General features: G+C 64.3%; 19 protein-coding genes and 1 pseudogene. 1 reads left to right on the forward strand and 19 read right to left on the reverse strand.

Features of this window, described 5'->3' with window-relative positions:
* Nucleotides 1–20: 20 nt before the first annotated feature.
* The 19 genes and pseudogenes from B2U07_RS15885 to B2U07_RS15975 form a co-directional block, all read right to left on the reverse strand.
* Nucleotides 21–173 carry a hypothetical protein gene (locus tag B2U07_RS15885; RefSeq protein WP_241474444.1) on the reverse strand — a complete coding sequence of 51 codons (153 nt, stop codon included), beginning with the start codon at nucleotides 171–173 and terminating at the stop codon, nucleotides 21–23.
* A complete protein-coding gene (locus B2U07_RS15890) occupies nucleotides 167–778 on the reverse strand; it encodes a hypothetical protein (RefSeq protein ID WP_241474445.1) in 612 nt (203 codons plus the stop codon). The genes B2U07_RS15885 and B2U07_RS15890 overlap by 7 nt, the downstream gene beginning before the upstream one ends.
* A 52-nt stretch (nucleotides 779–830) precedes the next feature.
* Complete coding sequence (locus B2U07_RS15895; RefSeq protein WP_241474446.1) at nucleotides 831–1841, reverse strand: YeiH family protein; 1011 nt, start codon at nucleotides 1839–1841, stop codon at nucleotides 831–833.
* A gap of 187 nt (nucleotides 1842–2028) precedes the next feature.
* Nucleotides 2029–4464, reverse strand: a complete 2436-nt coding sequence (locus B2U07_RS15900; RefSeq protein ID WP_296277332.1) for an efflux RND transporter permease subunit — start codon at nucleotides 4462–4464, stop codon at nucleotides 2029–2031.
* 31 nt (nucleotides 4465–4495) lie between these two features.
* On the reverse strand, nucleotides 4496–5566 hold the full coding sequence (locus B2U07_RS15905; protein ID WP_296277333.1) for a YCF48-related protein: 1071 nt from the start codon (nucleotides 5564–5566) through the stop codon (nucleotides 4496–4498).
* 104 nt (nucleotides 5567–5670) lie between these two features.
* Nucleotides 5671–7029, reverse strand: coding sequence for a DUF1329 domain-containing protein (locus B2U07_RS15910; protein ID WP_296277334.1), 1359 nt, complete (start codon nucleotides 7027–7029; stop codon nucleotides 5671–5673).
* A gap of 38 nt (nucleotides 7030–7067) precedes the next feature.
* Entirely contained in the window at nucleotides 7068–8996 is a 1929-nt protein-coding gene (locus tag B2U07_RS15915; RefSeq protein ID WP_296277335.1) for a DUF1302 domain-containing protein, read from the reverse strand.
* Between the two features lie 80 nt (nucleotides 8997–9076).
* Nucleotides 9077–10243, reverse strand: a complete 1167-nt coding sequence (locus tag B2U07_RS15920; protein WP_296277336.1) for a thiolase C-terminal domain-containing protein — start codon at nucleotides 10241–10243, stop codon at nucleotides 9077–9079.
* A gap of 397 nt (nucleotides 10244–10640) precedes the next feature.
* Nucleotides 10641–12278 carry a SulP family inorganic anion transporter gene (locus B2U07_RS15925; protein WP_419096350.1) on the reverse strand — a complete coding sequence of 546 codons (1638 nt, stop codon included), beginning with the start codon at nucleotides 12276–12278 and terminating at the stop codon, nucleotides 10641–10643.
* Between the two features lie 247 nt (nucleotides 12279–12525).
* Nucleotides 12526–13797, reverse strand: coding sequence for an MFS transporter (locus B2U07_RS15930; protein WP_296277337.1), 1272 nt, complete (start codon nucleotides 13795–13797; stop codon nucleotides 12526–12528).
* Nucleotides 13798–13799: 2 nt separating this feature from the next.
* Complete coding sequence (locus tag B2U07_RS15935) at nucleotides 13800–14525, reverse strand: MFS transporter (protein ID WP_296277338.1); 726 nt, start codon at nucleotides 14523–14525, stop codon at nucleotides 13800–13802.
* Nucleotides 14522–15208, reverse strand: coding sequence for an MFS transporter (locus B2U07_RS15940; RefSeq protein WP_296277339.1), 687 nt, complete (start codon nucleotides 15206–15208; stop codon nucleotides 14522–14524). Before B2U07_RS15940 ends, B2U07_RS15935 begins: the two co-directional genes overlap by 4 nt.
* Before the next feature lie 80 nt (nucleotides 15209–15288).
* Entirely contained in the window at nucleotides 15289–16056 is a 768-nt protein-coding gene (locus B2U07_RS15945) for a c-type cytochrome (RefSeq protein ID WP_241474455.1), read from the reverse strand.
* Nucleotides 16040–16462, reverse strand: coding sequence for a hypothetical protein (locus B2U07_RS15950; protein ID WP_296277631.1), 423 nt, complete (start codon nucleotides 16460–16462; stop codon nucleotides 16040–16042). The genes B2U07_RS15945 and B2U07_RS15950 overlap by 17 nt, the downstream gene beginning before the upstream one ends.
* 96 nt (nucleotides 16463–16558) lie before the next feature.
* Nucleotides 16559–17104, reverse strand: a pseudogene (locus tag B2U07_RS15955) (molybdopterin-dependent oxidoreductase); the annotation flags it as partial.
* 310 nt (nucleotides 17105–17414) lie between these two features.
* Nucleotides 17415–18251, reverse strand: coding sequence for a sulfurtransferase (locus tag B2U07_RS15960; protein WP_296277340.1), 837 nt, complete (start codon nucleotides 18249–18251; stop codon nucleotides 17415–17417).
* A 53-nt stretch (nucleotides 18252–18304) separates the two neighbouring features.
* Complete coding sequence (locus B2U07_RS15965) at nucleotides 18305–19354, reverse strand: TauD/TfdA family dioxygenase (RefSeq protein ID WP_296277341.1); 1050 nt, start codon at nucleotides 19352–19354, stop codon at nucleotides 18305–18307.
* 575 nt (nucleotides 19355–19929) lie between these two features.
* Nucleotides 19930–20673 carry a TauD/TfdA family dioxygenase gene (locus B2U07_RS15970; protein WP_203477184.1) on the reverse strand — a complete coding sequence of 248 codons (744 nt, stop codon included), beginning with the start codon at nucleotides 20671–20673 and terminating at the stop codon, nucleotides 19930–19932.
* 99 nt (nucleotides 20674–20772) lie between these two features.
* Nucleotides 20773–21006 (reverse strand): hypothetical protein, encoded by a 234-nt coding sequence (locus B2U07_RS15975; RefSeq protein WP_296277342.1) that lies wholly within the window; start codon nucleotides 21004–21006, stop codon nucleotides 20773–20775.
* A 247-nt stretch (nucleotides 21007–21253) separates the two neighbouring features.
* Between B2U07_RS15975 and B2U07_RS15980 the strand changes: the two genes are divergently transcribed.
* Complete coding sequence (locus B2U07_RS15980; protein ID WP_203477186.1) at nucleotides 21254–22408, forward strand: glutathione S-transferase family protein; 1155 nt, start codon at nucleotides 21254–21256, stop codon at nucleotides 22406–22408.
* Nucleotide 22409: the final 1 nt, after the last annotated feature.

A 22409-nucleotide genomic window follows, 5' to 3' on the forward strand; every position in this document is an offset into this window, starting at 1 on the left:
CCCCCCGGGCTTGCTGGTGTTCAGTCGGCAGTCTGCGCCAGCGTCATCGCCAGCTCGTCGAGATCGAGCACCGCGCGACTGAGATAGAACTCGGCACCGCCCTGGGCGCGGCTGTTTTCCTGCTGCAGTTCGCCGCGCACGAAGCGATAACTGCCCCTGACCTTGGTCAGCACCTCGGCATGCGCCGAATGCGCCGCCAGCGGCCGTCGAAACGCTGTTCGATGGCGCAGTCGAGGGCCAGCCGTTGGGCCGGCGTCAGGGCGAATTCCGCTTTGTCCGGCAACGGGTAGCGGCGCAATTGGTAGTCCAGCAACAGATTGCCCAGGGCCTGGCTCAGCGCATTGAGCGGTTGCAGCGGCTTAGCTACGAGCAGGCCGGGCTGCGCGCGTGAGTAGGTATCGGTGGCCTGCTGCAGCTGCCGGTGCGCTACCAGCAGTTGTCGCACCAGTTCCGGATAACGCTCGCGTTGGGCATGCGGCAGGCGGTCCAGTTCGGCGAACAGGCCTTTCATGGCGCGCACTGGCTGCGCCAGCTGGTCCGGCTGGCCGAGCTGCAACACGTGGGTCTCCAGGCTGTTGAGGTGATGAAAGACCGCAGTCAGGCTACGTGGGTCGGGACTGCGCTCCTGCGGGTTGAAATAAACCATGGCACTGGCACACAGCAGCCGGCTGCGGCTGCCGACTTCGCTGAGCTGCTGGGCACTGCGCCCATCACCCCAGGTCAGCGGACTCAACAGGTACAGCAGAAACAACAGCACGGTCGTTCGCATCTTGTCCATTCTCGGTTCTGGTGGTTCTGGTGGTTCTGGCGGCTCTGGCCGGTCTTGGGCTTCAAAACCCCCAGTGCAGTAACAGCAGCACCAGGGCGACCAGGAAGACCGTCTCGCCGACCATCAGCAGGATCGGCTTGATGCCGACTGAGGCCAGCTCCTTGAGCTGGGTCTTCATGCCCAGGGCAGCGATGGCCACCACCAGGCACCAGCGCGACAGCTCGTTGATCCCGCCCTGGACCAGCTGCGGCACCCAGCCGGTGCTGTTGACGCAGGCCAGGATGACGAAGCCGACGGCGAACCAGGGCAGCAGTGGCGGGCGCTTGCCGGTCGGGTCGGCGCCCTGCATGCGGGTGATCATGGCGGCGACGACGATCACCGGCACCAGCATGGCCACCCGCATTAGCTTGACCACGGTGGCGGTGTCGCCGGTCTCCGGCGACATGCTGTAGCCGGCGCCGACCACCTGGGCGACGTCGTGGATGGTGGCGCCGAGGAACACCCCGGCTTCCTGCGGCGACAGGGTGAACCAGTTGGCGATCATCGGATAGACGATCATCGCCAGGGTCGACAGCGCCGAGACGCCGATCACGGTGAACAGGGTGGCGCGCTCCTTCTGCGGATCGTTAGGTAGTGCCGCCGCCAGCGCCAGTGCCGCCGAGGCGCCGCAGATGGCGGTGGCGCCGCCGGTGAGCATGCCGAAAATGCGCTTGAAGCCCAGGGCCTTGGCCGCTAGCACCGAGATCCCTATAGTCACCACCACCACGATCACCACCAGCGCCACCGGCTTCCAGCCGAGGCCGACAATCTGTTCCAGGGTGATGCGCATGCCCAGCAGGGCGACGCCGATACGCAGCACGCTGCGCGCGGTGAACTCGATGCCGGCCTTGCACTGGCCGTCGGCGGCCAGGAAATTCAGGGCCATCCCCAGTAGCAGGGCGAACAGCATCACTGGCGCGCCGTAGTGCTCGGAGAGGAAGGTGGCCGCTGCGGCGACTATCAGGCTGACGACGAAGCCCGGTGCCAATTCGCGTACGCGGCTGTGGATGCTGGCGACAGCGATGCTGCTCATGGTGCGGATTCCTCTGAAGTTATGCTGGGCGAACTGGGGCGGCCGTGATTGGCGCGTAGCGGTTGAGGGTCTTTGTTCATGCACCGGCTAATGCGCTTCCGGGCTCGCGCCACAGGCTCCTGCTGCGGCCTGTGGATGAGCTGCCGGTGTGCTGCGCCACTGGCGCTCCGGCAGGCACTATGCAGCCTCAGACCTTATGACTGGGCAGCAGGAAGTGCGACAGCGCCGGGATCAGGATCAGCGCGCCGAGCATGTTCCAGACGAACATGAAGGTCAGCAGGATGCCCATGTCGGCCTGGAACTTGATCGGCGACCAGGCCCAGGTGATCACCCCGGCGGCCAGGGTCACGCCGACCAGAGCCACGACCCGACCAGTGAAGGCCACCGCGTTCTTGTACGCCGCCGCAAGCGGCAGACCCTGGCGCTGGAAGTGCAGCTGGACGCTGAGCAGGTAGAGCGCATAGTCGATACCGATGCCCACGCCGAGGGCGATCACCGGCAGGGTGGCGACCTTGACGCCGATGCCCATGTACACCATCAGCGCCTCGCACAGGATCGAGGTCAGCACCAGCGGCAGCACCGCCACCACGGCCGCGCGCCAGCTGCGGAAGGCGATCAGGCAGAAGATGATCACCGCCGTGTAGACGTAGAGCAGCATGGTGCGGTTGGCCTCGCGCACCACGATGTTGGTCGCTGCCTCGATCCCGGCTGAGCCTGCGGCCAGCAGGAACTGGCGCTCCTCGCTGCTGTTTTCCTGGGCGAAGCGGTCGGCGATGGCCACCACCTCGTCGAGGGTCTCGGCCTTGTGGTCCTTGAGGTAGGCGATCACTGGCATCAACGAGCAGTCGCTGTTGAACAGTTCCGGGGCATTGACCGAGGCCTGCTGCGCGGCGTAGTTGAGCATGTCCTGGTTGCGCTGGATGCTGTTCATCTTCGGGTTGCCCTCGAAGGAGCCGGCGGTGATCTGGCGTACCGCGTTGACCAGCGACACCGTGGTCTGCACCCCCGGATGCTGCTGCAGCTCCCAGGCCAGGCGGTCGGCCAGGACCAGGGTGCGGTAGTTCAGGCAGCCTTCCGGGCCGGTCTTGATCATCACCGCGAACAGGTCGCTGGACAGCGCGTAGTGGCCGGTGATGTAGGCGTTATCGCGGTTGTAGCGCGAGTCGGCGTGCAGTTCCGGGGCGCCGCTGTCGAGGTCGCCGATCTTCAGCTGCAGGCTGACCATGAAGCCGCCGATGCCCAGCAGCAGGGCCACCAGCACCGCGCCGGTCGCCCACCTGCGGGTGGTGAAGCGGTCGAGCAGGTCCCACAGCTTGCCCAGGCCGCGATGCTGGATGGCATGGGCGTCGATGATCAGCGCACGCTCGGCGGCCTTGGGGCTGACGCCGACATAGGACAGCGCCACCGGCATCATCAGCAAGGTGGTGAAGATCAGTACGGCCACGCCGATGCTGGCGGTGATCGCCAGGTCCTGGATCACCGGGATGTCGATCAGCATCAGCACGGCGAAGCCCACAGCATCGGACAGCAGCGCGGTGACCCCGGCGATGAACAGGCGGCGGAAGGTGTAGCGCGCCGCCACCAGCTGGTGGATGCCCCGGGCGATGTCCTGCATGATGCCGTTCATCTTCTGCGAGGCGTGCGACACGCCGATGGCGAAGATCAGGAAGGGCACCAGCACCGAGTAGGGGTCGATGGCGTAGCCGAGCCAGGCGACGATGCCCAGCTGCCAGATCACCGCCATCAGCGAACAACCGATCACCAGCAGGGTGCTGCGCAGGCAGCGGGTGTACAGCAGGATGATGCAGAAGGCACTGAGCACGGCGACGCCGAAGAACATCATCACCTGGATCAGGCCATCGATCAGGTCGCCGATCAGCTTGGCGAAGCCGATCACGCGGATCTTGATCTTGCCGCTGCCCTCCGCGTCGCCCTGGCGGACGCTGTCAGCGGAAAACTCGTACTTGTCGCGCAGTTTCTCCTCGAGCACCCGGGAGAACTGGTGGTAGTCGATGCCCTGGCCGGTGGCCGAGTCCTTGTCGAGCAGCGGCACGATCAGCATGCTCGACTTGAAATCGCTGGCTACCAGGCTGCCGACGATGCCGGCACGGTTGATATTCTGCCGCAGCAGCTCGATGTCCGCCGGCGTGCCGCTGTAGGTATCGGGCATCACCGGGCCGCCCTGGAAGCCTTCCTCGGTCACCTCGGTCCAGCGTACCGCCGGGCTCCACAGCGACTTCATCCAGGCGCGGTCGACGCCCTCGGTGAGGAACAGCTCGTCGTTGACCTGTTTGAGTACCTCCAGGTACTCGGGGTCGAAGATGTCGCCCTCGGTATTTTCCACCACCACCCGCACCGAGTTGCCCAGGCCGCGCAGCGAGGCGCGGTTTTCCAGGTAATTCTGGATGTACGGCTGGCTCTGCGGAATCATCTTCTCGAAGCTGGGGCGCAGCTCCAGGCGGGTCACCGCCATGTAGCCCAGCACCAGGGTGACCAGCGCCATGAGCAGGATGAACGGCACGCGGTGGTTGAACACCATGCGCTCGAGCAGGTTGCCGGTGCTCGTGTCGAAATCGCGAACATCGCGGATCACCGGCATGGTGTCTTGTTGGATTGTGCCCATGTCAGGGTACTCGCTCTTCTAATTCTTTTCGTTATTCGACGGGCAGCACGCGCACGCCACGGGTACCCACCAGCACCAGGGCGCCATTGGCGGCCAGGGTGGCGCCGGCGACCGGCGACTGCTGGGCCTGTGGCACCAGCTGCAGGGCGGCGTCGGCGCCGGCCCGGAGCATGTGCCCGGCCTGGGTGAACAGCCGGTAGTCGCCCTGGGCATCCAGCGCGGCGGCGGTGATGCTGACCTGCAGGCCGCTGTCGAGCGGCTGCCAGTTCAGGCCGGCGTCGCGGCTGTGAAAGGCATGCCCGCGCAGGCCGTAGACCAGCACCTCGCCAGGGCTACCGATCAGACCGAAGTAGCTGCCCTCATAGGGCGTGGCGACGGCGACAAAGCGCTCCTGCTCGGCATCCCACTTGCGCAGCAGGCCCTGTTCGCCGGCGAGGTACAGCGCATCACCGGTTGCGGCGATGGCATTCAGGTGCAAGCCCTGGGGGTTGTCGGTGCGGTCCTGCAGCGGCGTCCAGCTCTGGCCGCCGTCGCGGGTAGCCAGGATCAGGTTGAACACGCCGACCGCATAACCGCGCTGGGTGTCGGCGAACCAGACGTCGAGAAACGGCTTGTCGGCGCCGTCGGCCGTCAGGCGCTCGCCTTCGGCTACCAGCAGCGGCCATTGCTCGTCGGCCGGCTCGGCACTGGCCAGCGCGCCGTAATGCTTGACCAGCAACGCGCCGATCGCGCGGCCGTCGAGCTGCTTGCTCCAGGTCGCGCCGGCGTCATTGCTGTGCAGGATCACGCCATCGTTGCCCACCGCCCAGCCTTGCTCGGCAGTGGGGAAATGCACTGCATTCAGATCGGCGCTGACCGGCACGGCGGCCTGCTGCCAACGCTCGCCGGCATCGTCGGAATAAAGAATGTGGCCACGTTGGCCAACAGCGACCAGACGCTCACCCGCGCGGGTCACGTCCAGCAAGGGACTGCGCACGGCCAGGGCACTCGGCTTGGCCGGCAGTTCCAGTACATCGACATAGCTGGCTGCCTGAGCGACAGCCTGCACCAGCGTCAACGTGGCGCACAGCACGAGCAGCACGCATTTGTTGAAAGAACACATAGTGCGTCCTCTTGGAAAAAAAGTCGCCGGAATGCATGGGCATGCACTCCGGCGCAAAGTCTGCCCGGCGTCGACCGGGCAGGCGGAGTAGCCTGAAACCTAGCTCAACGGATGCCTGCACCGGCCAGCGACTCGGAGGACCATTGGGCTTTGGACAGGGGCTCGCTGTACTTGATGCCGCCGTACGGGCCGGCGAGGGCGCTGACACTGTAGCTGCCGCTGATCAGGTCGTAGGTGACGTTGGGCGCAGCATCCGGAACCTGCTGGTCGTAGCTCTGGCTGAGGAAGGCGAAGGCCCCCCGGTACAGCTGGCCGCGGGAGTCGTACTGATCCGAAGCCAGGGCGACCCAGGAGTCCTCGTCCAGGTAGAAGCGGCGCTTGTGGTAGATATGGCGGGCGCCCTCCTTGAGGGTGGCTTCGACTACCCACACGCGATGCTTCTCCCAGCGCACGGAGCTTGGCTCCAGGTGGTTGGGCGTGACCAGCTTTTTGACGTCTTTCTCGTAGGTCACGCGGTAGGTATTGTAGGGCACGATCAGCTCCTTCTTACCGACCAGTTTCCAGTCGTAGCGGTCCAGCGCGCCGCTGAAGACGAAGGCGTCATCGTAGGTAGCCGAGCCGGCGGTGCCCGGGTTGGGCGTGTCGTAGGCTAGGTTCGGCGCCAGCTTGACCCGGCGCACGCCGGGCAGGTACTGCCAGGCTCGACGTGGTTGTTCCAGTGGGTTGACCGCGTCGCGCAGCAGGATCGCTTCACCGGCACGCCGGGCCGGGTCGGTGTACATCACTTTGATCTGATAGTAGGTGTCCTTCGCCTGTATCGGCTTGCTCAAGTCGTCGTACACCCCGAAGTTGATCCAGGCGTCGGCGGTGGAAGCCAGGCTGGGCCGGCCGTTGCTGTCGACAAACCAGTTGTCGTATTTGGTTTCGATGTTCACGCCCTGGTAGCGCAGCAGGTGGTTCCACATGGCCTCGGCTCCCGACTGCGGGATCGGGAAGGGGATGCCAGGCAGCACGTTCTCGATGGCGTTGCCACCTTCCGTGGTCTTGGCCGTGATGGCGTTTTTCAGGGTATTGTCCAGTACGCCCTGGGGGATGGAGGCGCTGCGGTGAGTCGGGTAGACCTCCATGCGGAAGCTGGGGTAACGCCGGGCCAGTTCGACGGCCACGGCGGTCAGCTGATCTTTGTACTGCTCGACGTTCTTGCCGTCGATCACGAATACTGGCTTCTCGTCGACGAAGGGGTCGGGGCGCATGCGGTCGCCGGGCTTGTAGCTGGCCGGGGCGGTGGTCAGGCCACCCGCGTAGGCCGGGATGGAACCGTCGGCGTTGCCCGCCTTTTCTGCGCCGACCAGGGTCAGCTCGACGCCGAGCTTGGCGGCTTCCGCCGCGGAGACGGCCGCCTGGGCCTGTCCGGCGAGGGTCAGGGCCAGGGAAGTAGCCAGTAACGTATGCACGAATTTCATCTTGTTGTTCTCCTGCTTGTTTGCAAGCAATTCGTGGATCAGAAGGTGGTTTTCAGGGTCAGGTAGACGGCGCTGGCGCCGCCGCCGGTGAACGCCGTGTAGCCACCGGCGTAGCAGGTGTAGTCTTCTTCGCCGTCGAGCACGTTGGGCGTGGTGCCATCGGCTTGGCCGTCATCGCAGGACTGACTCTTGCCGAAGGCGTCGACGTACTTCAGGTCGACGTAGTACTTGTTGTAGATCGCCGCACTGAGGCCGACGGAGTAGGTGCCGGCGTCCTCCGCACCACCGGCCACCACCGGCGATACGCCGTCGAGGCCGACGTTGACCGACAGCGGCGCACTCAGGTCGACACCCGGGAACACCTGGTACCAGGTCGGGGTGAAGTTGACCGCCAGGCCCCAGTTGTCACGGGTCGGCTTGTCGATACCGCGGTAGGTGCTCTTGCCCTTGTACAGCGCCTCGTTCTCGCTATCGAGGCTGATCAGGTTGCTGTAGTAAAGCTCGGCAAGCAGGGTGCCCTCATCGAACAGTGGGGTGTCGGCAATGGTCATCAAGCCATTGAGGGTCCAGTGCAGGGTGTCACCGGTGGCGCTCATGCTGTCGCCGTCCCGGGGTGTACCAAAGACCACGCCCGTGCCGGCCGTGCGTGGGGGAATGGCCGCGAAGCCATTGCCAAGCCCCAGCGGGCTGCTTGAACTCAGCACGGCGGGAATGCTGGCCAGCGGCATGTTCTGACGGAAGTTCAGATCGCTGCCGACACTGACACCGCCGAACTCCTTGGACAGGCTGATGCCATAGATGTCGATGTCATCGCCATAGGCGAGCTGGTAAGTGCCGGTGGACAGCGAGTTGAGCAGGTTGGGCACTGCCCCCCCTGGCAACGGCAGTGCCCCGGCAATAGAGAACGACGAGGCATCCAACCATGCCTGCGGCAGAATATCCGAGGTTTTACGGTAGTAGGCGCCGAGGGTGCCATCCAGCCATTCTGGTGACCACTTAGCCATTACACCCCAGTCGCCACGGTCATCCGGGGTCAGGTCATCGCCACGACGAATATTGGTAAGCGCATCTTGAAGCAGGAAACCCGGGGTTCCGGTATGTCCGATTAAGATTGACTGAGCGCCTTGCCCAAGCAGGTCGGAGCCACCGTAGTAGGTACCGGCTTCAGACAGGCGAGCCTCGTCCCAGTTGAGGAAATACTGGGCGCCGATGGTCAGTTCCGGATTGACGGTGAAGGAGGTGGAAATCTGGTTGCGCGGAATGAACAATTCCTTGGCCTCTGTGCCAGGGGACGCTGACAGCTTGGCCAGATCCAGGCCTGCCTGGCCATAGCTCACCGAGTGCACTGGGTTGAGGATGGTTTCACCCCAGAACACGTTGTGCTGGCCAGCCTTGACGCTGAATAGGGACTGCTCGCCAACCTCGGTGCTGTAAAACACGAAGGCATCGAGAATCTCGCCGGAGGGGCCGCTGTAGTAACGCTTGGCATAGCGACTCAGGTGGGGACTACCGAAACCGACGCCATCCGCGGTAATCAGGGGCGTCCGTGGATCTTCCAGCACCTGGCCCGATTGGGCACCATTGCCATTGACGAACGGATTGGAATTGGAACCGGTGTTGTCATAGGCCTTGTCGTACCAGCCGGCGGCGCTGACGCGAAAGCCCATGCTGCCCTGGTAGACCACATCCAGTTCGCTGAGCAGGTCGACGCGGTTGGTGATATTGGTGCCGGCCTTGCGGAAGTTGTAGTCGCCGTCGTTGCTGTTCGGCGTGCCGAGCATGCGCTTGTCGGCGCTCTCGGTGCGCACGCCGTAGTTGTACTTGACGGTATTGTCGAAGCGGATCGACCAGTCTTCGCTGCCTGTATCGAATTCGAAGGCCTGGGCCGGAGACAGACCCAGCCCGACAAGGACTGCCGTGGCCAGGAGTCCGCGTTGGAGGTTGATTTTATTATTGTTGTATTTCATTGGTTTACCTACCTCTTGTTGTGATCGTTCGATCTCGTGTCTATCTATTGCTGCCCTAGCGAAACAGTCTGAATCGCACCCTAAAACATGCGTTGCAGAATCCCGACTGACACCGCGCGCCCTAGCGCCGAGCTGTGATGCAGGGCTGTGTGTGCGTCTTTGACCTGGTGTGCCCCGGCGTCACCGCGTAATTGCCAGACTAGTTCAGTTACCTGCGCCAGGCCGCTGGCCCCGGGCGCATGGCCCCGGCCGAGCAGACCACCGGAGGGGCAGATTGCCACCTGACCATCTTCACCGGCGTGGCGGCCCCGGCTGAATGAGTCCATCTGCGCTTCGCTGCAGAAACCCAGGGCTGCACAGCCGATCAGGTAGTCGGCCACGCTATGGTCATGCAACTCGACCACATCGATGTCCTCGGGGCCCAGGCCGGCGTGTTCGTAGGCCTGGCAGGCAACCCGCCGGGTCGCCGCGCGCCCCAGCACATCGAGTACTGACAGTGATTGCAGGTCGCCCTCGGTATCGCTGCCGCGCACGCTGGCGAGGCTGGCCACGTCGGCGCGCAAACCATAGCGCCGGGCGAATTCGGGGCTGCACAGGAGGACGGCTGCGGCTCCGTTGGCCGGCGGGCATAGGTAGGGCGCGCCCTCGCCCAGATAGTCTTGGTCGGCGTTGAGCAGGGCATGGGGGTTGAGTCGGGCCTGCCGGTGCGCTTGAGCGAGCACGCGCTCGCTGACAGCCGCGGCCCCCCCCAGAAGCGCCTGCAGGGCGCTCATCTGGGCGGCGAACAGTTTCTCCGGAAACTGCCTGAGCATCAGCAGATCCCGCAGGTCCTGGCTGACGAGCAGGCTTTCACGGTCGGTTTCGGGAACCGCGTCGAGGCCGCACGAGGTGCGACCGGCGCTGTCGCTGGACAAGGCTTCGCAGCCGACCGCCAGAACACATTCGGCTTCGCCGGAGAGTACGCACTGGCGCGCCAGGTGAAAGGCCGTATAGCCGGACATCTCGCCATCGCTGATGCTGACCAGAGGCGTGCCGGTAAGGCCGAAACTGCGCATGGCGTGCTCGCCAACGGCGGCTCCGGCATGCGCGTTGGCGGTGAAAATCTGGTCGATCAGCTCGAAATCGATGCAGGCATCGGCCAGGCACAGCTGCACCGCGCCGGCTGCCAATGCCGCGGGTTCTGCAGGACTACCGTTCGCAGTGAACGGCATCATCGCTACCCCTGTGACCAGAACCTTTCTAACCATGCTGTATGCCCCGTCTCGGCAATCGTTTCGGCCGGATGACCTCGAACATTCCTTACGCGTGTCGCTAAGCGTGTGGTGCAACCGGCCTCTGGCGCATCACGCACAGCGTTCGGTTCAACCTGCTGATCAGACTAGTGCGCTTGGGGAGACGAGGAACCCCCAGCGTTGGGGGGGGCAGCGCCTTTCTCGGGTGGCAGAGGATTGCGCTCGACTGTGCCACTGCTGCCACGATGTACCGGGCAGGCTTACGGCGAACGCGCATGCCTGAGCTACCCGGGTGGGCATCCGGCGGGAGAGGGCTGGTGTGCTGTCTTGCCATAAGCCATTGCTCAAGCCGCTGCGGGCAGGCCTAGGGCTGCGCCGGTGTCATCGGAGCGGTAATTTTGCGACAGCACCCCTAGCGATTCGGGGCGAGTACCTCAGTGGCGGCGGGTGGCATGCTGTGGGGATCCAGTTCGCTGAGCGCCTGAAACTGGCTGAGAAAGATGCGACCGGCGAAGCTTTCCACGAAATGCGAGCGCTTCAGGCGATCCATCACCGGGCCTTTGACTTCGGACAGGTGCAGCTGGATCGCACACGAGCGCAGGCGTTCGGCGATTGCATCCAGGCTCTCCAGCGCACTGGCGTCAATCAGGTTTACCCCGGAGCACATCAGCACCAGGTGTTCGATGTCCGGGTGCTGGTTGGTCAGTTCGGCGATGCGCTCTTCGAGGTAGCGGGCATTGGGGAAATACAGGCTCTCGTCGATGCGCAGCGACAGAACGCGCCGGCTTTGCCGCACGCTAAAGCGCTCGACGTTACGGAAGTGTTCACTGCCGGGTAGCTGGCCGACAACAGCCATGTGCGGGCGGCTGGTGCGCCAGAGGAAGAGCAGCAACGACAAGCCAACGCCGAGCAGGATACCGCTCTCGACACTGAACAGCAGCACGCCTGCGAGGGTGGCGAGCTGTGCCGCCCCGTCCGCTCGCGAATAGCGCCAGGTGCGCACCAGGGAGTTCAGGTCAACCAGGCGTAGCACCGCGACAATGATGGTCGCGGCCAGCACGGCCTGGGGCAGGTTATGCAGGAAGGGGGTCAGCAGCAAGACGCCTATGGCGATGCCGGCTGCTGCGAATACGCCGGCCATGGGCGTCCGGGAGCCGGCCTCGAAGTTGACCACTGAGCGGGCGAAGCCGCCCGTCACCGGGAATCCCCCGCTGAACGCAGCCGCCAGATTGGAAGCGCCTAGCCCGAGCAATTCGTTGTCGGGTTCGATGCGCTGCTTGCGTTTGGCCGCCAGCGTCTGGCCCACCGAGACCGACTCGACGAAGCCCACCAGGCTTATCAGCAGAGCAGCCGGCAGTAGCTTGAGGATCAATGGGTAGTCTAGCGGCGGCAGGCCATGGGGGATGTCGCCGATCACCTTGAGGCCACCTTGCTCCAGTTGCAGGAGGGTAACCAGCAGGATGGACAGGATGATCACCAGCACTGGTGCCGTTCGGGCGAGGTTGGCGGCCAGGGGCGGGCGCAGGCCGAGGCGCACCAGCCAGGGCCTGAGTTGGCTACCCGACAGCCAGAGTAGCACCAGACTGGATACCCCGAGCAGCATGGCCGGTACGTGCATGCCGCCCAAGTTGCTTGCCAGTGACGGCAGCAGCTCCAGCAGGTTTTCGCCGCTGGCCTGGATGCCGAGGATGTGCTTGAACTGGCCCACGGCAATCAGAATGCCCGAGGCGCTGATGAAGCCGGAAATCACCGGATGGCTGAGACAGTTGGCGATGAAGCCGAGCCGCAGCAGGGCCATGCCGGCCAGGATGAGTCCCGAGAGGAGGGCGAGCAGCATTGCCGCCCCGACATACTCGGCGCTGCCGAAGGGATACAGCGGTCCGAGCGTCGCTGCGGTCATCAGCGATAGCACCGCTACCGGTCCGACGGCGAGGGCCCGGCTGGAGCCAAGCAGGGCGTACGCGATCAGCGGTAGAATACTGGCATACAAACCCGTTACCGGTGGCATCCCGGCGAGCATGGCATAGGCGAGGCTCTGCGGAATCTGCATCAGCGTAACGATGATCGCCCCCAGGCCATCCTGCAGCGCCAGCCCGGCCGTATAGCCTCGTCCTCAGTCGAGGATGTGCAGCCAGTGGGTTCTTTTCATGCGGGTCTTTCCCAGGGGGAGTTCCGGCGAAAGGTCTGGAAGGCGACTACGTGATCAGTCGACCTGCAGTCGCCGGCTGACAGCCAGGTGGCCACATCCGGCGGCGACCGGTGCCCGCGAGCATCTGCAGACCAATGCCGGCACTCGCTCACTGGTTATGCAGCAATTGCAGCGCCCCCCGATCTCGGGTCGACCGGTGCAGCCTGAAATAGAACAGCAGCGCCAGCAGGGTGATGAAATCCGCCCCGAGAAGGGCCGTGGTCAATGGCGTGGCCACGCCTTGCGCCTCGAATACGTCGGCGAAGAAGCCGATGGCGTAGGTGCCGGTGCCGATGATCAGCACGTTGGCGATGAACATGGTGAAGCCCGCCGCTGTCGATTGAATGCCTGTTGGTGCATGGTCCAGCACCAGCGAGAACATTGCGCCATAGGGGAAGGCCAACATAAATACGGATGCCGCCATGCCGGTATAGAACAGAGGTGTTCCTGGCGTGGAGAGGCGGAACAGTATCAGCAAGGGCGCGCTGATCAGCACGACGATGACGATGAACAGGGCGCGCGTGCTGGCAAAGCGGCGGCAGAACCAGTCGGCCGCCATGCCGCCGAGCAGGGACGAGGGAATGGCGCAGGCCAGGAAGATACCGCCATACAGCGACGAGGCAGCGGACTGCTCCAGGCCTTTATCGGCCACCAGCCACAGCTGCATGAACTGGGTGCTTGCATACAGCATATGCATGACTGACATGCCGATCACGGCCCAGCGGAAATTCGCATTGCCCCTGAATGCCGTAGCCAATTGACTCAACATGGCGCGCACGGAGAGCCCTGGCAACCTGTGTTGTGCATGCCCTTCGGGCAACTCTTTGCTGGTGAGCCGGAAGAACGGCACCAGCAACAGGCTGATCACTACGCCAAGGCCGCCCAGCAGGTAGAACATGTTGCGCCAGCCGATGTCAGCGCCCACGTTACCGGCCAACCAATACGCCAGCCCCAGGCCGATCTGGCTGCCCATGAAGAACAGCCCGAAGACGGTAGCTCGCTGGCTGGATGAGAACAGGCGGCCGAGTATGCCTGCGGCAGCAGGGTGCAAGGTGGCTTCGCCTATGCCGATGGCCATGCGTGGGATAAGCAGGTGCAGGAAGTTCTTGGCCAGCCCGGTGATAAAGGTCATCGCACTCCATAGCAGGATGCCGCAGGCGATGACCTTGCTCGGGTTGTAGCGGTCGGCTAGCACGCCCATCAGTGGGCCGCTGAGTGCATACACGGTGACAAAGGCGAAGCCGGTCAGCGCGCCGAACTGCTGGCGGGAGAGCTCGAGGTCAGCAGAAATCTGGCTGGCGAACGCCGGCAGCATGTGCCGATCGACGTAGCTCAATATGTTGATCAGTATGAGCAGCAACAGTAGGTAGTAACGGGACATGTTCATGACCTCTTGGGGCGCGGTGCCTGCAGTTTAGGCGTCGCGGGGGGGGGGCTGGCAGGTTGGCCCTGACTGCCCATCTCAGCGGTGCTCGGGCTCGGGCATCCGGTTTCCAACGCATTGATACCCGACTCGGGACCGAGTTGAAAGCGCTGGGCATCCTTGCTGTAGTGCCGGTTGGCGACGATGAAGCAGAGTCCGGCCAACAGGCTCGCGAGCGGCATCACGGCCATGGCGGTGGACAGATCTGTGAAGTCAGCCAGCAAACCGGTGAGGAAGGGGCCGGGTGCCATGCCCAGCAAACTGATGGCCAGTGCGATCACAGCCAGCACGGTGGCATGCACCCGTGGATCGTTGACGCAGGTCGCCACCGCGCTCGAGGGGCCGCTGTGGGCGCCGGAGAGAAGCATGCCGGTGCCGATCAGCAGCAGTTGCAGCACGCCAGGAGCAATGCTGAACGCGACGATGAACAACAGCATGGTGGCGCAGGCGTAGAGCGCGGTGAGACTCAGTTTGCGCTTCGGCGCATGGCGTGCGAGCCGATCGACCAGGGCGCCACCGAGGGTCATACCGACGGCTGATACCAGCACCAGCAGGCCCGCCTTGAGGCCGGCCTCGCTTGGTTCCATGGCGTAGTAGCGATTGAGGAAACTGGGCATCCAGGCAATGGTCGCTCCCACGGTAAACATCTGCAGGCCGCAGCCGAGGTAAACGTAGTTGGCCGTCAAGAGGAGAACACTGCGCGAAGTGCCTGGCGCATGGGCAGCTTGGCCGCTCCGGTCTCTGCCTGACCCTGTGCCGCTGCAGGTTCACGGGCAACCAGACGAAACAGTGCGGCTGTCACCAGGGCAATCACGCCGAAGACCACGAAAACCGTGCGCCAGCCATAGCGCTCGGCGAGGATGCCACCGAGGACGATGCTGAACACCGAGCCGAACAGGGCTGACGCGAGAAAAGCCCCCATGACCGTGGAGTGCTGGCGCGCCGGGAACAGCCCCAGCAAAATGGCGCCGCCGGCACTACCGAAGGCCGCCTGGGCAACGCCGACCAGCATGCGGGCTACCAGCAGCAGCATGAAGTTTCCGGCCATGGCGCAGAGGATGGTGGCAGCGCCCCACATGAGCGCCATCAGGGTCACGCCGAGTACTCGCCCGTAGCGATCGACCAGCAGCGAAATGGGAAGAGAGAGCAGGCCGACGGTCAATGCGACGACGCTGACCAGCGAACCCAACTGAGCGTCCGACAGGCTCCAATCGTTCTTCAGGAAGGGGAATAGTACGGTCACCACCTGGCGCGACAGGTAGTTGGACATCATCAGGGCAACCAGCAGGGCGAACATCAGCCACAGGTACAGGTGTGACCTGGATGACTGATGGGCGGCTGCAGAGTTTTGTTCTTGTTGGGTAGACACAATGCTCATCCTGTTTTCTTCCAGCTTGGGAGCATTGTGAACTCACAGGAGGAGTCACCGCCCCCCCCATGGCGCGGGGGTTAGTTAGTGCTGAGCGGGGTTCCGCGCACAGCGCCGAAGCTACGGTTCTGCTCGGCGGGGTTGCCTTGGGCCTGACGCATCGGCGGCGGTACCGGCGGGCTCAGCTTGATCTCCTCGCTACAGTCCTGCATGCAGGCCTCGGCCTGTACATCCGGGGTGCCGCCGTTGCCCATGCCGCCCTGGCTGGCCGGCGCACCGGGCCACAGGCCGTGGTCGTTGGTCATGCCGTTGCGATTGGGCAGCAGCGCCTGCACTTCGGCCATGTTGGCCTGGTTCAGGACGAAGTCCGCCGGGACGATCTGGGCGAGGTTGAGCAGATAGGCCAGCACGCCGTAGACCTCGTCCGGCTGCAGCGACTTGGGCTCGGTCCAGGGCATGGCGCGCTGGATATAGTCGAATAGCGAGGACAGGGTGGCGGTTTTCATGAATACGGTGCGTTCGCGGCTGGGGCCGGCGCTGAGTGCCTGGACCCGCCCGACCTCGACGTCCTGCGCGTCGGTGCCGCCGATCAGCGGGGTGAACATGGCGTTGGATTCGCCTTCGGCGCCATGGCAGGCCGCGCACTTCTCGGCGAAGATCTGCTTGCCCTCGGCCACGCTGGCGGAGCCGGCCGGCAGGCCGAGGAAGTCCGCGCGCACGTCGATATCCCAGGCACGCACTTCGTCCGGCGTGGCGGCGCGGCCGATGCCCTGGAAGGGATCCTCGGCCGCTGCTGCCGAGCCGGCCAGGAGCGCACACAACAGCAGCGCTTCAGAGTACCTGGACATTGTTCACCTCGCCGCTGGTCGCCACTTCCCAGGACTGGATGGCATTGTTGTGGTAGATCGACTGGCTGCCGCGCACTGCGCGCAACTGCCGGTAGTTCGGCTGCACATAGCCGGTTTCGTCGATGGCGCGCGATTGCAGAATCGCCGGCCGGCCATCCCATACCCAGTCGATGTTGAAGCGGGCCAGGGCCTTGTCCAGAACCGCGCCATCGAGGCGCGCCGGCGTCCAGTTGCGCCCGCCATCGAAGGATACGACGACCTGTTTGATCTTGCCGCGTCCCGACCAGGCCAGGCCGGTGACGTTGTAGAACCCCCGAGTGAGCAGGGTCTGCCCACCCGAGGGGCTGGTAATGACCGACTTGCACTCTTGGGTCGAGGTGTACTGGCGATGCTGACCATCGGGCATCAGGTCGACGTAGTGGATGGCCTCTTCTCGGGTGGCATAGGGCTGGTCGCCGACCTCGATGCGGCGCAACCACTTGACCCAGGACACCCCCTGCACGCCCGGCACGACCAGGCGCAGCGGATAGCCGTTTTCCGGGCGGAGCATCTCGCCGTTCTGCCCATAGGCGACGAATACCTCGCCGGATTCGACCAGTTCCATCGGGATGGTGCGGGTCAGGGAGGCACCGTCGGCGCCTTCGGCCAGCAGGTAACGCGCCTTCCTGAAGTCGACGCCACAATGTTACAGTAGCAGGCGCAACGGCACTCCGGTGAACTCCGAACAGGACAGCAGGCCATGGGTGTACTGCACCGTCGGCACTAGCGGACTGCCCCACTCGGTGCCGGTATTGCCACCGCACTCGAGGAAGTGGATGCGCGATACCGACGGCAGGCGCATCAGGTCATCCATGCTGAACACCATGGGTTTGTCGATTAAGGTTGGAGTGGACGCGGTGATCATCAGGCGGTGCCGGGCCGGATCGACGTCGTGCCAGCCCTGGTGATGGCGCTCGTAGTGCAGGCCGGAGGGCGTGATGATGCCGAACAGCCCCTGCAGCGGGGTGAAGGAGGCGGAGTTGCCGCTGACCTTCGACAGGCCGCGCATCTCGCGGCGCTGCAGGTTGCCCTCATGCTCTGAGGGCAGGCCGTAGGGACGGGCGGCGACCGGCTGGCCGGCGCTCTTCGACCAGTTGGGCAGCTCGAGGATCGCCGGATCGCCGGATCGCCGGCGCCCGCCCTAGCGGCCAGGGGGGCGCTTAGGGCTGCGGTAGCGGCCAGCAGGCTGCTGCGCAGGAAGTCGCGGCGCCCGGCTTTGACCTCGCCGATCTGCGCCTCCGTGAGAAAGCTCTCTGGTGCGGGGCGCAGGCGCCCCGGCCGGCTGAGTTGCTCCGACATCTATTGACTCCTCGTTGTCTTCAGGCGTTGCCGGTAGCAACCACGCCACCGCGCTGGCACCAGTCGCTCCAGCTGCCGGGATAGAGCCGCGCCCCGCTCAGCCCGGCCAGCTCCAGGGCCAGCAGGTTGACGCAGGCGGTGACCCCGGAGCCGCAATAAAGAATCGGCGCGGGTTTGTCGGCAAACAGCGGCTGCCAGCGGGCGAGCTGGGCTTCGGCGTCGCGTAGCAGGCCGGTTTCACCCAGTGATTCGCGCCAGGGCATGTTGATGGCGCCGGGAATATGCCCGGCATGCAGGTCGATCGGTTCGACTTCGCCGCTGTAGCGGGGTGGGTCGCGGCTGTCGATCAGTACCGGGCGATACTCGCCATAGCACACCGCCTGGAAATCGACGCAGAGGGCCGGGTCGATGTTCGCCGCAAAGGTGCCGTTGCCAGCCGCCACCGCTCCGGGCTCGACTTGCTGGTCTGCCGCGACCCAGGCAGCGATACCGCCATCGAGCACCGCCACCTTGTCATGGCCAAAGTAGCGAGCCATCCACCAGAGCCGCGATGCGGCAGCCAGGTCCCCGGCATCGTAGGTCACCAGCAAGGTGTCGGCATCGACGCCGAAGCGCTGCAGTAGGGCCGTGAACTCGCCCTCCGTTGGGATCGGGTGGCGACCGCCAGCGGACTTGTCCGCGGCTGACAGGTCCAGTTCCAGATGAGCATAGTGCGCGCCCGGAATATGCCCGGCCAGATGGGCTTGTCTCCCTGCATCGGAGGCCATGGGATCGAAGCGACAATCGACGATCGCAAGCTTGGTGCCGTTGGCGAGCAATGCCGACAGCTGCGCAACCTCTATTACCGGGTGGGTCATGTTCGGTTCTCTCTGGTAACAAACAATAATGGCAGTAACTCGTTGATCGAGCGTTACAGCTGATCCCACATCGGTACGCCAACGTCGTTCTTTTCCCAGAACTCGCGGGCGTTCTTCAGCAGGGCGCCCATGGCGGCCGGACGCTTGCCCTCCCATACGTCGGTCTCCAGCCAGAGGCGCCGCAGATGACGGCGGTTTTCCCACTCGGCGGCATCCTTGTATTCGCTACGCGCATGCATCATGAAATGGTTGTTGACGAACAGCATGTCGCCGGGCACCTGGCGCAGGCGCACCACCAGCGATTCGTCCCACTTGGCCTGCTTGAACGCCTCGAACGCCTCCAGGTCCTGCTCCGTCAGGCGCGGCACCTCGTCGAAGCGCTGGGCACTGCGCACGTAGTCGGTCAGGCAGAAGCAGGCGATGCCGCCGTCGTCCAGGCGGTTCAGCAGGCGCGATTTGTAGTAGGGCTTCTCGCCTGGCTGCTCTTCGCCGCGCCAGTCGATGCAGTACTCGGTCTCCAGCAGATGCTGGGCCGCTGCGGGGTTGTCCTCGATCACCTTGTTGAAGACGGCCACCGCGCTGCACAACTGGTTCTCGCCGCCCTCGGGGGCCTGCTTCAGGCACAGCAAGCCGGCGATGTCGGCACCGTCGGTGTGCAGGTCCAGGTCGGAGGTGGTCTGGTAGCCGCGCGCGGTGGGGTCATTGACGCTGCGCCCCTCATCGATCACGTCGCCGAGCACATGGCCGCGGGCATTCTGCTGCCAAGGCTTGCCAATATAGGAACCGATACCCCAGTAGATCGCGCTGGCCTGGTCCTTGGTATAGCGCTCGGCGGGAAAGCCCCTGAGGTAGAAAATGCCCAGGCCTGAGACGAGGCTGTCCAGGTAGCGTTGCAACTTCTTGGCCAGCTTCGGCATAGGGAAATCCTGCTTGCCGAACTTCGGCACGACCAGCCCCTTGGCCTTGACCTGCTGCAGCGCGGCGTCCAGTTCGGCAATGTCCTCTTCGCTCAGTTGGTAGATCCACTGGTCACTCTGCGCCATCAGGCTTTGGGCAGTCCAGGCGGCCGGGTGGTTGATCTTGGTCAGTTGCATAGCGCTCATGATTCATCCTCATGTGATTCGGCGGTTGCCCTGGCGGTACCGGAAGCTTCGGTCGGCGGCGCGGGCTGGAAGAGAAAATACCACGCGGCTGAGTTGTTTTGTACCCCCGGTCGGATTTTTCCCGGCGATGTCGTATGTTGGAAACAACTCGCGTGTGGTGTTTGTTGGGTTGGTCATCCGTTCCCTGACAAATCAGGAGTGCAGGCAGCTTGCAGACGGCAACCAGGAACACGACCGCGAGAAGGCGCCAAGCAGCCTAACCGCACGCTGGGCCGGTGATGAGCACTGCAGTCGTTCCGACTTCTTCGACCGCCTGGGCGAAGCGAGAAGCGCTTGCACGCCCGGGTGGCCGCGAGTCGCATCACTGTGTTCGAGGGCATTCTGGACAGTTTCGAGAGCCTAGTTGGCCTGCTGCACAGCGACAAACGCGGCAAGCGGATGGTGAAGATCAGATGAAAGAAAAACCGCGCAGGGCCTGCCGGCACTGCGCGGTTTCTGCGGGAGCCCATGGCCCGACCAGGCCTGGTGCGCGCCTACATGTGATCCCACATCTGCACGCTGGATTCGGGGTGCTTCTAGGTGTTCGAGACCCGCAGCAGACTCTCCATGGCCGCCGGCCGCTTGCCTTGCCATGCCGGGCTTTCCAGCCAGAGGCGGCGCAGATGGCGCTTCTCGCTGGGCTCCTGGCGCACGCGCACCACCAGCTCTTCGGCCCAGATGGCCTTTTTGAATGCCGCGAAGGCTTCAAGGTCTTGCTCAGTAAGGCGCGGGACCCGCGGCAGGCGTTGGGCGCTGTGGATATAGCCGATCAGGTTCAGGCAGGCCACGGCACCCACGACGGGGGTAAGTACCCTGGCCCGGTGGAAGGGCTCTTCACCCGCCGGCTGTTCGCCTCGCCAGTAGATGCAATATTCGGTTTCCAGCAAATGTCGGAGTGCCTGCGGGTCGCTCTCCAGCAACCTGTTGTAGGCCGACACGGCGCTGCTGAGCTGGTTTTCCCCGCCCTCCGGCGCCTGCTTCAGGCACAGCAGCGCGACGATGTCGGCGCCGTCGGTGTGCATGTCCAGATCTGCCGTGGTCTGATAGCCGCGCGCCATTGGGTCGTCAAGGCTGCGGCCTTCGTCACGAATGTCGCCGAGCAGGTGGCCACGATTGTTCTGCACCCAGGACCTGCCGATATGGCAACCTATCCCCCAGAAGATCGCACTGGCCTGATCCTTGGTGTAACGGCTGACCGAAAAGCCCTTGATGTAAAGAATGCCGAGGCCGAAATCCAGGCTCGCTGTATAGGGTGCCAACTTGGCCGCCAGCTTCGGCATCGGAAAATCGTCCTTGCAGAAATTCGGTACCTGCAGCCCCTCGGCCCTGATCTGCCGCAGAGCGGCATCCAGTTCGGCGATATCGTCTGCGTTCAGCTGTTAGATCCACTGGTCGGTCTGCGCCATCAGACTCTGCGCAGTCCAGGCGGCAGGATGGTCGATTGTGCCAAGTACTGGCTGCTCGGGCTTGGTTAACGGCATAACGGTCATGATCAATCCTCGCACTGGTCTTGTTTTCTGATTGGCCTTGAGGTGGATGCCCCGCGGGTTGCTACGCAGTTTGCAAGCCAGTCCGAACAGAACAATGTAGATGCGCTTTTTGTTGGCATGCATCAATTTCCGCGCCGCATGCCATAGCCTGAGCGCCCACCTGGAACGCTGCCGGCATGCCGATACGCGGCGCTTGCGCCCGACCGGTAGGTGGCGTGGTAAAGCCGCCGTCCCGTGGGAGCGGCAAGTTCCGCTGAGGGGCGCGGGTGTAGATCTGCTCCAAAATCACAAGTTTTTTGGCGTCCGAGCGCCTAATAATCAGGCGCAACAGTGGCCTGCCCCCAATCACCTCAGAAGCAGTGAGCCCAGCATGACTGAGTACGCCCAAACCCTGACCCTCTGGGGTACGCCCCACTCGCTGTACACCGGCAAGGTGCGTTCCTACCTGATCAAGAAAGGCTTGCCGTTTCGTGAGATGCTGCTGTCGCATCCGCGCTTCCGGACCCAGATAGTGTCCGCCGTGCGCCTGATAGTAGCGCCGGTACTGGAACTGCCGGACGGCGAGCTGATTCAGGACAGTACCGACATCCTCGCGGCGCTCGAGCGGCGTTTTCCCGACAATCCCATGTTCCCGGCAACGCCGGTGCAGGCTTGCGTGGCGCACCTGCTCGACGGCTTTGGCAGCGAAGGCTTGCTGGCTGCGGCCATGCACTATCGCTGGAGCTACCGCGCCGAGCAGGAGCAGTTCCTGCGCGCCGAATTTGGTCGGGCGGTGCGCAGCGGGCCCGACCGTGAAGGGCGGCTTGCCGCCGGCGCCGCCCTGATGGATTACTTCAATGGCTTCTTGCCGCTTCTCGGGGTCACGCCCGAGACCATCCCGGCGGTGGAGGCGGCCTATCTGGACTTGCTCGATGCGCTGGATGTGCATTTCCAGCACTACCCGTACCTGCTCGGCGGCCGGCCGAGCATCGCCGACTTTGGCTTCATGGCGCCGCTGTTTGCCCACCTTGGCCGCGACCCGGTGCCGGCGATGCTGATGACGCAACGCGCGCCCAACGTCTACCGCTGGACCGAACGCATGAACCTGGTCAATATCGCCGACGGCGAGTTCCCCGATTGTGCGGAAAGCAGCTACCTGGCCGGCTACGCCATCCAGGCCATCCAGGCCACCCTGGAGCCGGTGCTGGCCCTGCTGTTCCGAGACTGGGGCCACCAACTGCTGGCCGATGCCGAGCATCACAACGCCTGGGTCGACAGCCATGCCGACCTGCCCGCAGGCCAGCTGGTGGGCCTCGACGGCGAGCGCAAGGTGCACCCGAGCCTCGGCCTGGTAGTGTCGGACTGGCGTGGCGCCCGCTGCAGCCGGGCCAGCGCGCCGCACGCGCTGTGGTTGCTGGACAAGGCGTTGGCGTGCGCCGCTGCACTTTCGGCGCCGGTCCGCGAGCGATTCGCCTGGCCCGGCCGCTGCAGCGTCGGGATCATGTGCTGGTGCTGGCCTGATCGGCCCGTGAGGCGGGTGCGCTGAG

Origin of the sequence: Pseudomonas sp. UBA7530 (assembly GCF_002479365.1) — a bacterium.
Classification (GTDB): domain Bacteria; phylum Pseudomonadota; class Gammaproteobacteria; order Pseudomonadales; family Pseudomonadaceae; genus Aquipseudomonas.

Excerpts from the sequence above, each read along its gene's own strand:
- B2U07_RS15945 (WP_241474455.1), bottom strand. The coding sequence starts at position 16,056 with ATGTCCAGGTACTCTGAAGCGCTGCTGTTGTGTGCGCTCCTGGCCGGC.
- B2U07_RS15895 (WP_241474446.1), bottom strand. The coding sequence starts at position 1,841 with ATGAGCAGCATCGCTGTCGCCAGCATCCACAGCCGCGTACGCGAATTG.
- B2U07_RS15930 (WP_296277337.1), bottom strand. The coding sequence starts at position 13,797 with ATGTCCCGTTACTACCTACTGTTGCTGCTCATACTGATCAACATATTG.
- B2U07_RS15975 (WP_296277342.1), bottom strand. The coding sequence starts at position 21,006 with ATGCATGCCAACAAAAAGCGCATCTACATTGTTCTGTTCGGACTGGCT.
- B2U07_RS15900 (WP_296277332.1), bottom strand. The coding sequence starts at position 4,464 with ATGGGCACAATCCAACAAGACACCATGCCGGTGATCCGCGATGTTCGC.
- B2U07_RS15950 (WP_296277631.1), bottom strand. The coding sequence starts at position 16,462 with ATGCCCGATGGTCAGCATCGCCAGTACACCTCGACCCAAGAGTGCAAG.
- B2U07_RS15905 (WP_296277333.1), bottom strand. The coding sequence starts at position 5,566 with ATGTGTTCTTTCAACAAATGCGTGCTGCTCGTGCTGTGCGCCACGTTG.
- B2U07_RS15890 (WP_241474445.1), bottom strand. The coding sequence starts at position 778 with ATGGACAAGATGCGAACGACCGTGCTGTTGTTTCTGCTGTACCTGTTG.
- B2U07_RS15915 (WP_296277335.1), bottom strand. The coding sequence starts at position 8,996 with ATGAAATACAACAATAATAAAATCAACCTCCAACGCGGACTCCTGGCC.
- B2U07_RS15910 (WP_296277334.1), bottom strand. The coding sequence starts at position 7,029 with ATGAAATTCGTGCATACGTTACTGGCTACTTCCCTGGCCCTGACCCTC.
- B2U07_RS15965 (WP_296277341.1), bottom strand. The coding sequence starts at position 19,354 with ATGAGCGCTATGCAACTGACCAAGATCAACCACCCGGCCGCCTGGACT.
- B2U07_RS15920 (WP_296277336.1), bottom strand. The coding sequence starts at position 10,243 with ATGGTTAGAAAGGTTCTGGTCACAGGGGTAGCGATGATGCCGTTCACT.
- B2U07_RS15960 (WP_296277340.1), bottom strand. The coding sequence starts at position 18,251 with ATGACCCACCCGGTAATAGAGGTTGCGCAGCTGTCGGCATTGCTCGCC.
- B2U07_RS15970 (WP_203477184.1), bottom strand. The coding sequence starts at position 20,673 with ATGCCGAAGCTGGCGGCCAAGTTGGCACCCTATACAGCGAGCCTGGAT.
- B2U07_RS15980 (WP_203477186.1), top strand. The coding sequence starts at position 21,254 with ATGACTGAGTACGCCCAAACCCTGACCCTCTGGGGTACGCCCCACTCG.
- B2U07_RS15925 (WP_419096350.1), bottom strand. The coding sequence starts at position 12,278 with ATGCAGATTCCGCAGAGCCTCGCCTATGCCATGCTCGCCGGGATGCCA.